Raw genomic sequence first — 12832 nt, 5'->3', positions numbered from 1 at the left:
ACAACATTAGCTAAGCAACACAAAAAGGCAGTCCGGAATAACCTCCGGACTGCCTTTTTGTGTTCTATCTTACGAAATCTCATCATTCTTAAAAGCTACACCTTCCACCTTAACGTTGACTTCAACAATATGAAGTCCGGTCATGCTCTCCACAGCCTCGCGGACGTTCTGCTGAAGCATCCGGCAGACTTCATGGATCGGAGTTTCATAAAGTACGATAATGCGTAAATCCACTGCGGCTTCAAGCTGTCCTACTTCAACAGTAACGCCCTTTTGCACGTTTTTACCGCTGAGGCGTTTCGCCCATCCCTCGGACAATCCGCCTGACATGGCTGCAATTCCCGGAGTCTCCAGCGCAGCCAATCCGGCAATCTTCGAGACGACGTCATTGGATATCCGTATGTTTCCCATTTCAAGTTGAAGTTGTTCCGCCATGCCATATCCCCCCTACACTCATTATCAATTATTGTAATTCGAAAACAGGCTAAAAAGCAAATGACTTTCTATCACACCCGTTTACACAGTGGATCAATTTGGGTATATTGAATTATGAATTCAACCTACATATAGAAACTGGGGTGTGTCTTACTTGAAAAAATGGATTTCTCCAGCGCTGTTGATAATCACATTTATCTTAAGCGCCATCGGACACTATGCAGACTGGGACCACACTCTGCAGTTCGTATTATCCGCAATTGCAGTCGTATTTGTGGCCGGCTTTCTCGGCAGAGCCACAGAGAGTGTAGCCCACTATGCAGGCCAGCGGCTGGGCGGCTTTCTTAATGCCACCTTCGGTAATGCTGCCGAACTGATCATCGCCTTCTTCCTGGTCAAGGAAGGACTCTTCGACATGGTAAAAGCCAGTCTTACCGGTTCTATCATCGGCAACCTGCTGTTAGTGCTTGGTCTCAGCATTTTTGCCGGCGGGATGAAGTTTAAGGTACAGAATTTCAATGTTACCCTGGCCGGATTGAACGGCTCACTGATGATCGTGGCAGTCATTGCCCTGTTTGTTCCTGCTATGTTCTTCAACACCCACTCGATCACTGAGAGAGACACCGATGTGCTCAGTCTTGTCGTCGCAGGTCTGCTCATTGCGGCTTATATGGCCTGGCTGGTCTTCTCAATGATCACACACAAGAAATACCTGGCTGATGTCACTGTGGACTCTGAGGAAGAGCTGCCTAATGAGCACAAGCCGGCCTGGTCGATGAGACAGTCAATCATCTATCTGGTATTAGCAACTGTAATGGTCGCTTTTGTCAGCGAATGGCTGGTCGGTACTCTGGAGACGTTAACTGAACGCTTTGGCTTCAGCGAGCTGTTCGTCGGTGCATTCCTCGTAGCCATTATCGGTAATGCGGCTGAACACAGTGCTGCAATCATGCTGGCGATGAAGAACAAGATCGGTGCCGCAGTGGAAATCGCTGTTGGCAGCAGCTTGCAGATCGCCTTATTCGTAGCCCCAGTGCTCATCTTCGCCAGCTACTTTATGGGGAATACGATGGATATCGTCTTTACCACCATTGAAATTGTGGCCATCGCCGTATCCGTGTTTATTGCCAAATCAATCATTCAGGACGGTGCAACCAACTGGTATGAAGGACTGCTCCTGCTGGCAGTGTACCTCATCCTCGGTGTGTCCTTCTATCTGGTTTAAGTACGGGCTCTCTTTCATCTTTAGCGGTACAACAAAAAACGCACATGAGCGGCCGGCAGGTCCTCATGTGCGTTTTTATGATTAGCCCGGAAGCTCAGCCTAATTCTCGCGTTCTTTCGCTTTTTGGTTCAGAGCCTCATACAGCACAGCCAAATTGCGTTCCAGTTCACTCAATACCTGCTTGCCGGTAAATTCAGGAACCAGACCCGCTCTGACCGCAAAATCAACCTCTCTTGAAAAGCCGTACATCTGGGTATCCAGCACTTCCTCATAGAGAGGGCAGTAACGAGTTGCCAGATTCTCCATCTGCACTTCGATGAGCTTCTGAATTTTATCGGCATCTTCTTGTAGAAGAGTGATGGCTTTAAGGTTAAGCTGGTCCTGCAAATCCGATGAAGTCATGCATTTTCCCCCCCATGTCCAAAAGTTACAGCTGCTACTGCTATTTAGTTTAATATTAGTCGAAATTGGGACCCAATACAAGAATTCAGTTTCAAGTATACAAAATAACCCCACAAAGCAGGGCCTTTCCATTGAAGCTTATTCAGAACGTTTGAGGGAACTCTGAATCTATAGTTTCTGATATGTACTAAAAACGCCCTGCCGTTTAGGGCAGGACGTCTCAGATTTGAATAGATTACTCAGCAACTACTGTAAAGTTCAGACCATGTTTGGCAAAAACTTCGCTCATTGCCTTCTTAGCCTCTTCGGCATCAGTACCATGAACATGAAGTTCGTAACTTTGACTGGAAACCAGAGTAGTAAACAATCCAAGGATACTCTTAACGTCAATGTACTTGTTGTCCGCCTGAAGAACGATAGATGAGTTGAACTGGCTTGCCGTTTGGGCAATATCCACGATTGCCGCATTGTTACTGGACATAGGAATCCCTCCGCAACTTGATTAGAAAAACTTAGTACGCTTGTTCATTTGTAACCAATTCCATGATACATTGAATCCGCTTACTCGCGCAAGGTGTTTTCTGTAAATACACTAAGAACATAAGAACACTCTGCTTGTTATTACATTTTATTTCAGGTTTTCAGGGTTCAGACCTGTAAGTTCAGGAATGACAAAAATGCCGTCCTTGCGAATCAGCACATCATCAAAATAGATCTCGCCCCCGCCGTATTCCGGACGCTGAATCAGCACAAGATCCCAATGGATGGAAGAACGGTTGCCGTTATCAGTTACATCATAAGCCTGGCCCGGTGTAAAGTGCAGGCTTCCGGCAATTTTCTCATCGAACAAAATATCCTTCATCGGATGCAGGATGTAAGGGTTAAAGCCAATGGCAAATTCACCAATATGGCGCGCACCGTCATCGGAATCGAGAATTTCGTTGAGGCGTACAGTATCATTGCTGGTCGCTTCAACAATTTTACCGTTCTCGAATCGGAATTTCACATTCTCAAACGTGATCCCGTTGTATAGGGTTGCCGCATTATAGCTGATAGTACCGTTTACGGAATCGCGGACAGGGGCGCTGTATACTTCGCCGTCCGGAATATTTTTCTGGCCGGAGCATTTCTCTGCGCCGATCCCTTTGATGGAGAAGGTAAGCTCTGTACCAGGTCCTGCGATACGCACCTTATCAGTCTTACGCATAAGATCCGCCAGTGCGTCCTGTGCTTTATCCATTTTAGCGTAATCCAGGTTGCAGACCTCGAAATAAAAGTCCTCAAAAGCTTCTGTAGTAGTATTAGCCAGTTGAGCCATACTTGCATTCGGGTAACGCAGTACAACCCATTTAGTATGCTTTACGCGTTGCTCACTATGTACCGGATGCGAATAAAGGGCGTTGTACAGCTTCATGTTTTCTTCCGGCACGTCTGCCAGGTCGTTAACATTCTCACCGGCACGGATTCCGATATAGCAATCCATCTGCTTCATCCGGTTCAGGTCAATGTCCGCCCAAGCCTTGAGGCCTTCTGGGGTAGCATATTGAAGCATGCTGCGCAGGACAGTACGGTCTGTCAGCTGCACAAAGGGATGACCTCCGGCTTTGCCGACTTCCTCCACCACAGCTTTAATCAAATCTCTTTCGCTGCCGATCATTTCGACGAGCACGTTCTCACCGGGCTGCACGTTTACGGAATAACCTACAAGGTTTGCCGCAAGCTTTTGAATTCTTGGATCTTTCATCTTTCTCTCTTCCTTCCTCTTACAGAAAATAAACATACTGTTCTATTGTAGCACGCCCACTACTTAGCGCAAGGTTTTCCCCTGCAGCAGCTTCTCAGTGATACCCGTAAAAATCCACCTTGGTCACATAGGTTTCGACCTCCGCAGGGTCCCCGGAAGCGGGATAACTTACCGTACGGGTCCAAGTTAACCGCTTGGGCAGATTGCGCTTTGTATCTACCTTCAAGAAATACACAGACGTGATCTCAGCTTCAGCCAGCTTCTGCTGCAGCTCGTTCTCCTTCTGTGCCCATAAGGTATTCATCGCAGTAGTGACTTCAGTCCGTTGCCCTGCTGGGTCCTGAGTGTTGCCTGCAGCCGGGCGGATAGCCTGCATCTCCCGTTCAAGCTGTGCCTTAAGCTGCCGCTTCGCTTCACCGGGACTCAGCTTAATCCGCAGCACCTTGCTCCCCCTGGCCGAGCCCGTTTCCTCTGTCACCTGCTTCTCGAGCTGTTCCAGCTCTTCCAGCTGCCGCAGAGGGTTCAGCGCAGTAAGCGGATTTCCTGCCCCGGATTCCGGGGATGAAGACTGCATTAGCCACTCCCCGTCTTTCTTCTCAAGCCGAGTGTAGTATGCAGGAGCTGCCGAACGGCTCTGCTCAAGCTTATTCAGGCCTTCTTGTGCTGCCGCCTTCGTCTCTCCCGGCTCATCAGGCAGCAGTGAATACAGACTGACCTTGTTATGGTCCTCAATCTTGCCTCCATAATAAAGCGCCGATTCGGAAACGGGCTGTCCGCCGATCAGCAGCGCCGCCGCTCCTTCAAAAGATACCGCGTCGCTGCCGTCCATACCGGCGAGAACCAGATTCAGTTCCTGCGCAGCAGGTTTGCCGTTTAAGGTCCCGCAGCCGCTGAGAAGCAGTAATATCATTATGAATGAAGCCTTTCTCTTACACCGATAGTTAGGTATATTCATGGCATTCAAGCCTTTCCCGGTCGAGTAATTTGCTGTGGAAGGTTCAGGCGGAATAAGACTGCACTTCTCGCCTGAACGATCTTTTATAGGTTCTCCCTTCACATTTTGCTTATACTTACTTTCTTCCCCGGGCAAAAAAAAGAACCCTTGCGGCTTACGCCTTAAGGATTCTTCACACTCACATCTGCGTCTTTACAGTCGATCACTACCTGATTGCGGCCGTTGTTCTTAGCATCATATAGTGCCATGTCGGCCCGGTAGAACAGGGATTCTACGCTCACTCTATCATCAGTCCAGCTCCATTCCGCTATTCCGCAGGATACGGTAACACGGGGCTCCGTTTCACCCATCACCCGCTTGCGGATCCGCTCGGCCACAAACACAGCCTGCTGAACTCCCAGCTGAGGCAGATAGACTGCCAGTTCTTCCCCGCCCCATCTTGCAGCGATATCACCCTGGCGGATCGAGGATTTCACAATTTCACTAACCTGCTTCAGAATCTTATCGCCTTTCTGATGCCCGTAGGTGTCGTTGACCATTTTGAACTGATCGATATCGACGACAATCAAGGATCCGCAGAAGTCCTTGGACTGCCTTTCCTTGATCTCCTCGTCCAGATAATGGCGGGCATATAGCCCGGTCAGGCTGTCCCGGTTCGCCAGGTAACGAACCTCTGCATGCAAACGCGCATTGCCTACGGCTAGTCCGATATGACCGGCCATCGCCTGCAGCAGCCTGAAGCTGTCATAGGAGAAGAACTGTGGTTCACGGTGGGCCAGCATGATCGCTCCGCGCACTTCCCCGCCGACACTCAGCGGAGTAGCAATAAGTGACTGTGAGTGTGTTGCCTGCATAAGCTTGGATGAGGTATCTTCGGCATCTCTATAGTTAGACACTATAATGGGCTCACCCGTGGTATAAACCTTCCCCCCGAGTCCATTGCCCGCATCAATAATCTCACCGCGAAGCGGCTGGTAATTGCAGGCAATCGCTTCGAGGCCGCCCTTTTCTTCATTAAGATGCAGGATACAGCAGTAATCCGCGTCGAACATCTCCAGCAGCTCTTCAAAGGCATATTGAAAAATATCTCCGAGACGCAAGCTCTGGTTCAGACGCTGGGTCAGCTCATTACTCATCCTCAGCTCACGGATTAGCTGATTAGAGCGCTCATACAGCTTGGCGTTCTCAAAAGCAGTCCCCGCAGTATCTGCTACCATTGAAAGAAAGCGGAGATCCACATCGGGAAATGCCGGCCTGTCCAGCACCATATGAAAAACGCCGTATACGCCCTGCTTACCTCCAAGCGGCAGTCCGATTTCCACAGACCTCTTATCAGGTCCAGCGTGAAGGGCTACACGCCCGTCCTTGAAGGCTTTGGCGCAGACGTCATCATCGCCCCAACGAAACGGAAGCGGCTTGACTTGTGGATGAGTGCTGCGGTGATCCTGGGACATGAAAAGATCCAGCCGGGCTCCCGGATACATCGCTGAGATGCTGTCGATGACTTCAGTCAGCACAGCGTTAACATCGATATTGTCATGCATCCGCTGAACGATCTGAAACAGTAATGACCGGCGGCTGCTTTCCCGTTCCGCATGCTGATGCACTCCTGCCAGATCAGACACAAAAACATGTTCGAATCTGTGGTAAAAGCAGGTCTGGAAATGCATAGCCATCGCTTCCGCCGTATGCACTCCCCCCTGTTCATATTGCTCTGCTGTCATTGCACAGCCGAGCAGGGCAAATATTTCTCCGAGACCTCTGGTAAATACAGGAATCGTCAGCAGCACCATCGCCGGTTCAGTTGTCCGTTCTTCTGCCGAATAAAGCTTTCCGGAGCGAAGAGAATATGCCGCCTCTGCTTCCCACTGCGCTTTCCAGCGTTCACTCCGTGCTCCGGACCCGTCAATGGCCTCAAGCCACTTCCCGTCGAAACTCAGCACGCACCATTCCCACAACTTTGCGAACGGGGGGACAGCCTGTCCCCGCCATTCTCTGAAGCTCTCTGCAATCAATTCGGCTGCATACGGGAAATCATAGGATACAATATCCGTTTCCTTGAGCCATGCGGCGGGATCATTGAACTCTCCGCTTGATTGCATCGTGTCCTGCAACAGCATACGATTGTCTTTACGACCATATGCTTCCTGTTCCGACATAAAAAGGATCCCCTTTGCATCTCAAATGAATTTCTTTCCGATAACATCTAATTAGCTATATTTTACTCTCTTTTTTCCTGCAATGCATTATATTTTCCTGAAAACCGGGATTTTTTTTAGGACCAAAGAACTAACGACAAAGATAGACAAAATCTCTTTAAAGATGCGCTTGACATTATATATTGTTTTCATATAATATTTATTGTTGAACAAGACTGTAAGAAGTCTTACTGGGCGTAACGTTGTGTCACCCTCACGCATTTCGTTACTGCCAGGGCAGCGGCTGAACTTCCCCGGCAGAGTGAAACCAAATACACGCTTTCACGGATACGATTTGCGGCACAAATAGGCCCTAACATGAAATTTCAATTATAAAGGAGTCTACTATATCATGGCACGTTACACCGGACCTAAATTCAAACTCAGCCGCCGTCTGGGCATTTCCCTTAGCGGTACAGGCAAAGACCTGAAACGCCCTTTCCCACCAGGACAGCACGGCGCTAACCAACGCAGAAAAGTAAGTAACTACGGAATGCAGCTTTTGGAAAAACAAAAACTGCGCCACATGTACGGCTTGGGTGAAAAACAGTTTAAAACTCTCTTCACCAAAGCACAAAAGCTCCAAGGTATCGCGGGCGAAAACTTCATGTTCCTGCTCGAAAGCCGTTTGGACAACCTGGTTTACCGTCTTGGTTTTGCTAACTCCCGTGCAGGCGCACGTCAGCTGGTATCCCACGGCCACGTAACCGTTAACGGTAAAAAAGTCGACATCGCTTCTTACCGTGTAAGTGTAGGCGACGTTATCGGACTTCGCGAAAGAAGCCGCTCCATGACTTCGATCAAAGAAGCTTTGGATAACCGTTCCCACCTTCCAGGCTATCTGGAATATGCTGATGGCTCTTTCGAAGGCAAATACATCCGTTTGCCAGAACGTGCCGAGCTGTCCCAAGATATCGATGAAAAGCAAATCGTCGAATTCTACAACCGTTAAGATTTCGCGTTTACGCGAATCCATCAAAGCCTCCGGTTTTCCGGAGGCTTTTTTTGTGCTCAGCTTCGTTATGAAAAGATCAATTTAGCGAACTTCCGCTTACCTACCTGAACAATATCCCCGTCCTGCGGCTTAATTACCCCGTTCGGGTCCTCCAGCTTCATCCCGTTCAGCTTCACTGCGCCCTGCTGGATGCTCCTTCTTGCCTCACTGTTTGAGTCTGCAAAGCCCAGGAGGGTCAGAAGCTTAACCAGCGCGAGCGTGCCGTTCACCAGCATTTCTGCCGGAAGGGTGTGAGCTTCAATATCCTCAGGCAGGACACGCTGCTGGAACACGGTGATGAAATGCTGCTGCGCGGCCTCCGCTGCCGCTATACCATGGTACATGCGTACAAAGGTGTAGGCCAGCTGCATTTTGACATCTCTTGGATGTGCCTTTCCGGAAGACAGAGCTTCCTTAAGCGTATCCAGCTCCCCATTGCTGAGGTCCGTAACCATTTCATAGTATCTCAGCATCAGCTCATCCGGAATAGACATTGCTTTCCCGTACATTTCACTCGGCTTTTCATCGATACCGATGTAGTTTCCGAGACTTTTACTCATTTTCTTCACTCCGTCTAACCCTTCGAGCAGCGGCATCAGCATAATTACCTGCGGCTCTGCCCCGTATTCCTTCTGCAGGGTGCGTCCCATCAATATATTGAATTTCTGATCCATACCGCCGATCTCAACATCCGTCCCGTTCGCCACTGAATCCATCCCCTGCATCAGCGGGTAGAAAAATTCATGAATGCTGATGGCCTGGCCGCCCTGGAAACGTTTGGTGAAGTCGTCACGCTCCATCATCCGGGCTACGGTTACCTTTGCCGATAGATTCACTACCTCCGCAAAAGTCATCGGACTCAGCCAATCCGAGTTGCATAGTATCTGTGTCTTTTCCGGATCAAGGATCTTGTACACCTGCTGCTTATAAGTCATGGCATTACGCTGCACATCTTCCTCACTAAGCTGTTTCCGTGTCTCAGATTTACCTGTGGGGTCGCCGATCCGTCCGGTGAAATCTCCGATGATCAGCTGAATGACATGTCCAAATTCCTGAAATTGGCGCAGCTTATGAAGTACAACCGTATGCCCGATATGAATATCAGGCGCCGAGGGATCAAGCCCCAGCTTTATGTTTAGCGGAACCCCTGTCACCACAGACTTTATCAGCTTGCCTCGCAATTCCTCCTGCGGTACAATTTCCATTGCACCACGTGAGACCGCTTCCAGCTGCCTTTCCACTTCCAGCTGCTGTGTGAGAGTCAACTCTTTCCAATTCATAATTACTCCTCCTTAAACAATCTGTCCATGAATAGTGATTCTTTGTTTCCTGTTCAGCAACACAAAAAGAGCCTTTCACTCATCCCACAAAGGGACGAGTCAAAGACTCGCGGTACCACCCTAATTAAAGATCCGCCGCGCCGGGACGCGGGACGTAATCCTTCACTTCATTGCGATAACGGGGCACGCCCCGGTTCCGGACTACTGAGCAAGCACGTTAGCGCCTGATGTTCCTCCGGACAGCTCCAGACTGTAATTCAAAGGGGCCTGCTGCCGGTTCGCACCACCCACCGGCTCTCTGAAACACCTGGCTTGCCTTCTACTGATGTCCTTCAATGCTTTTTGAATATCCAATTGAGTAAATTTATACCACAGTTGCTTTTAACAAGTCAACACCCCCGCAAACCGGGTTTCCGGGCAGAAGCGCATTCAAAATCGGCAAATTGTGCTATAATAGTTCCGTTAAAAGGAGGATTATCGTCGATGGTTGAGGAGAACAAGAAGAAGACCGCAAAACAGCGTCCCGCGCGAAGATCCTGGCTCCGCAGGTTCGGTTCAGTCGTAAAGTGGATGTTTATACTCGGCATCCTGGGCATTCTGTTTGCAGGCGGTGCCGTGGCAGGCTATGTCACTTCCATAGTAAAAGATGACCCTGTGCGCTCCGAAGAATTGATTCAGCAGCAAGTCAGCCAGAACGCCATCACCGGCTTTGCTTATTTCCGTGACGGCCAGCCTATCGGTCAGCTTCGCACTGAAGAAGACCGCAGGCTTATTGAGTTTAATGATATTCCACAGCTAGTGATCGATGCCGTTCTCGCTATAGAGGACAATAATTTCTATGACCACAAAGGAGTCGATTTCAGCGGCACTCTGCGTGCCGTCAAACAGAAGCTGCTTAATGAATCCGTTCAGACCGGAGGCAGTACACTCACCCAGCAGCTGGCAAGACGTGTATTTTTGAATCTGGACCGCACAGAAGACCGCAAAGTAAAAGAAATCCTGCTGTCTCTGCGGCTGGAGCGTTTTTTGTCCAAACAGGAAATTATTACAGCTTATCTTAACAAGGTTCCCTTTGGGAACGGATCAAACGGTTATAATGTATACGGCATCAAAGCTGCAGCCAAGGGGATCTTTGGGCTCGATGATCTCGACAAGCTGAATATTGCCCAAGCCGCATACTTAGCCGGGCTTCCGCAGCTTCCTTCCAAGTATTCCGCTTTTAACGGAGTAGGCGAATTCAACGAAACTGCCTTTGGCCGTGCCATGGACCGCCAGAAGCTGGTCCTGCGCCGGATGCTCGAAGAGAACAAAATCACCACCTCACAATATGATGAAGCGTTGCTGTTCGACATCAAGGCATCCCTGGCTCCGCACACGAAGAAAGCGTACGCTACATATCCTTATCTGATGCTGGAAACGGAACGCAAGGCTGCAGAGATCCTGCTCTCCATGAATGAAGAGAAGACTGACGCAGCAGATCCCGCCGCTTCTACAGATGACACCGTACTACTCGAGGAAGCACGCCAGCAGCTTATGACCGGCGGTTACCGTGTATACACCACTATTGACAAAAAAGTGTACAGCGCGATGCACAGCATTTCTGAAGACAGCGACAACTTTACCAAGGATAGTAAATCAAGAGGCAAAGAACAGACTGCGGGCATGATGATCGATAACAAAACCGGGGCCATTCTCGGGATGATCGAGGGCCGTGACTTCAATATCGAGCAGATGAACTACGCCACGCAGATGGTTCGTCAACCGGGTTCCACCATGAAGCCAATTGCCGCATACCTGCCTGCGCTTGACGCCGGATTAATTCAGCCTGCCAGTATCTTGGACGATGCGCCGATTATTTTGAAGGACGGCACCAAGGGATTCCATATTCCGAAGAATGCCAATAACCGCTATCAGGGGCTCGTTACAGCACGCTATGCGCTCAACAAATCCTTGAACCTTCCTGCCCTTAAACTGTTTAATGACAAGGTAGGGATCGAAGCCTCCTGGGCTTTCACTAAGAAACTGGGGATCACCACCATTCAGGACGATGACTATAATGCGCAAACCGGGGTTATCGGGGGGCTGCGTTACGGGGTGTCCGTAGAAGAATTAACGAATGCCTACTCTTCCATCGGTAACAAAGGCGCTTTTAACGACGCCTATATGATCGAGAAGATCGTAGATTCGCAAGGTAAAATTGTGTATCAGCATAAAGTGAATCCGGAGCAGGTATTCTCCGAACAGACGGCTTATCTTATGACCGACATGCTGCGTACGGTTATTACCGAAGGTACAGCAAGCACGGTAAGAAGCAATTATAAGCATTTCAAAGAAGTGCCGATTGTCGGGAAGACCGGATCTACACAGAACTATGGAGATGTGTGGTTTATGGGCTACACACCAGATGTTACACTGGGTATGTGGGTAGGCTATAAAGAGCAGATCAACACCCTCCAGGGTGATGCCCAAAAACGGCAGGCACAGACGCTCTGGACTAAGGTAATGAACAAGGTGATCGAGAAACAGCCTGATTTGTTCGTAACCAAAGCGTTCACTAAGCCTGAGGGTATCGTCAAAAAGACAGTCTCCGCTTACAGCGGCAAGCTTCCTACGGATCTGACCGACAAATTCACAACAGACCTGTTCAATACCAAATATGTGCCTAAAGATAGCGATGACGGTATCTCCAAAGCCAAATATATAACATATGGCGGCGTAAACTATCTGCCTTTGGAAGGCACACCGGAGGATTTCCTGAAGGAGAAAATCGTCGTCAAGCGTGAGAAGCCGATTCAGGATCTGGTCAAAGAACTACTGGCTGCTTTCCCGGCTATGAAGGAGCATGAACCGCTGGAATACTATATGCCGGAGGATGCCAAGACCGACTTCCCAACGGAAGTAGACCCGCGTGTTGATGACGGAAACGCACCCGCGGCTCCAGGCGGAGTTAATGTCTCCTACAGCTCCGGTAAAGCCGTTGTAACCTTTACCCCAAGCAGCTCATCCGACGTTGTAGGCTACCGGTTGTACCGCTCCTTAAACGGAGGTACCTTCAAGAAGCAGGCGGTCATTTCCGCCGGTGAAAATACCGTCTTCTCGCCCGGCACACCAGAGACCGTAAATGCAACCTTCTACGTGACCGCTGTAGATGTAGCCGGCCATGAGACAGCATCAGGCAGCGTAGCAGGCGGTGCTGCTCCGACACCGGAGGTAACGCCGACACCAGAAGCGCTGCCGGGAACTGATCCGACTCCTGACGGAGGCGCGGTACCTGAAGGAACCGAAGATCCCGGGATGATTATTGTGGATCCAGGCAGCTCGGATGTACCAACTGGCAGTGGGAATAACGCCGCTGGCGGTAGCAGCAACGCTGCCGGCGGGGGTAACGACTCTGCCGGTGGAGGCAATAACGCTGCCGGCGGAGGCAATAACGCTGCCGGCGGAGGTAACGATGCTGCCGGCGGAAGCAATAATGCTGCTCCCGGTGGTAAGGGTGCCGGGAAAACAAAGTAACCGCTCCAGGCCGGCCTTTCAAAACGCAAAAACACCGATTCCTCACGAAAGTGCGGGAATCGGTGTTTTTTGCGTATACTGCTTAA

Annotated in this window: 10 protein-coding genes and 1 other annotated feature; of the genes, 3 read left to right on the top strand and 7 right to left on the bottom strand. The window is 49.8% G+C overall.

Going from position 1 to position 12832, the window contains the following annotated elements; all coding sequences use genetic code 11:
* Positions 1-69 precede the first annotated feature (69 nt).
* Positions 70-435: an Asp23/Gls24 family envelope stress response protein gene (locus QU597_RS12085; protein ID WP_019911482.1), complete on the bottom strand. Its 366-nt coding sequence runs from the start codon at positions 433-435 to the stop codon at positions 70-72.
* Positions 436-589: 154 nt separating this feature from the next.
* On the opposite strand from QU597_RS12085, the gene cax reads away from it, so the two are divergent.
* A complete protein-coding gene (gene cax / locus QU597_RS12080) occupies positions 590-1660 on the top strand; it encodes a calcium/proton exchanger (protein WP_310832857.1) in 1071 nt (356 codons plus the stop codon).
* Between the two features lie 99 nt (positions 1661-1759).
* Here cax and QU597_RS12075 read toward each other — a convergent pair whose 3' ends face one another.
* The 5 genes from QU597_RS12075 to QU597_RS12055 form a co-directional block, all read right to left on the bottom strand.
* Positions 1760-2062: an Fpa/YlaN family protein gene (locus QU597_RS12075; protein WP_310832856.1), complete on the bottom strand. Its 303-nt coding sequence runs from the start codon at positions 2060-2062 to the stop codon at positions 1760-1762.
* 235 nt (positions 2063-2297) lie between these two features.
* Positions 2298-2543 (bottom strand): HPr family phosphocarrier protein, encoded by a 246-nt coding sequence (locus QU597_RS12070; RefSeq protein WP_038590490.1) that lies wholly within the window; start codon positions 2541-2543, stop codon positions 2298-2300.
* Between the two features lie 147 nt (positions 2544-2690).
* Positions 2691-3806 carry an aminopeptidase gene (locus QU597_RS12065; protein ID WP_054940213.1) on the bottom strand — a complete coding sequence of 372 codons (1116 nt, stop codon included), beginning with the start codon at positions 3804-3806 and terminating at the stop codon, positions 2691-2693.
* A 94-nt stretch (positions 3807-3900) separates the two neighbouring features.
* Complete coding sequence (locus QU597_RS12060; protein WP_310832855.1) at positions 3901-4716, bottom strand: hypothetical protein; 816 nt, start codon at positions 4714-4716, stop codon at positions 3901-3903.
* A 206-nt stretch (positions 4717-4922) separates the two neighbouring features.
* Entirely contained in the window at positions 4923-6920 is a 1998-nt protein-coding gene (locus tag QU597_RS12055; protein WP_310832854.1) for a sensor domain-containing diguanylate cyclase, read from the bottom strand.
* Positions 6921-7311: 391 nt separating this feature from the next.
* On the opposite strand from QU597_RS12055, the gene rpsD reads away from it, so the two are divergent.
* Positions 7312-7911, top strand: coding sequence for a 30S ribosomal protein S4 (gene rpsD / locus QU597_RS12050; RefSeq protein WP_206104461.1), 600 nt, complete (start codon positions 7312-7314; stop codon positions 7909-7911).
* 68 nt (positions 7912-7979) lie between these two features.
* Here the strand turns inward: rpsD and tyrS are convergent, their stop codons facing one another.
* On the bottom strand, positions 7980-9233 hold the full coding sequence (gene tyrS / locus QU597_RS12045; protein ID WP_310832853.1) for a tyrosine--tRNA ligase: 1254 nt from the start codon (positions 9231-9233) through the stop codon (positions 7980-7982).
* 87 nt (positions 9234-9320) lie between these two features.
* Positions 9321-9578, bottom strand: a binding site (T-box leader).
* Positions 9579-9716: 138 nt separating this feature from the next.
* Here tyrS and QU597_RS12040 point away from each other — a divergent pair.
* Positions 9717-12746: a transglycosylase domain-containing protein gene (locus tag QU597_RS12040; RefSeq protein WP_310832852.1), complete on the top strand. Its 3030-nt coding sequence runs from the start codon at positions 9717-9719 to the stop codon at positions 12744-12746.
* The last annotated feature ends 86 nt before the right edge of the window (positions 12747-12832 follow it).

The sequence above is a fragment of the Paenibacillus pedocola genome (assembly GCF_031599675.1).
Taxonomy (GTDB): domain Bacteria; phylum Bacillota; class Bacilli; order Paenibacillales; family Paenibacillaceae; genus Paenibacillus_AQ; species Paenibacillus_AQ pedocola.
Note: the sequence above shows the minus strand (reverse complement) of the source record. Positions and strands in the feature narration are given on the sequence as shown.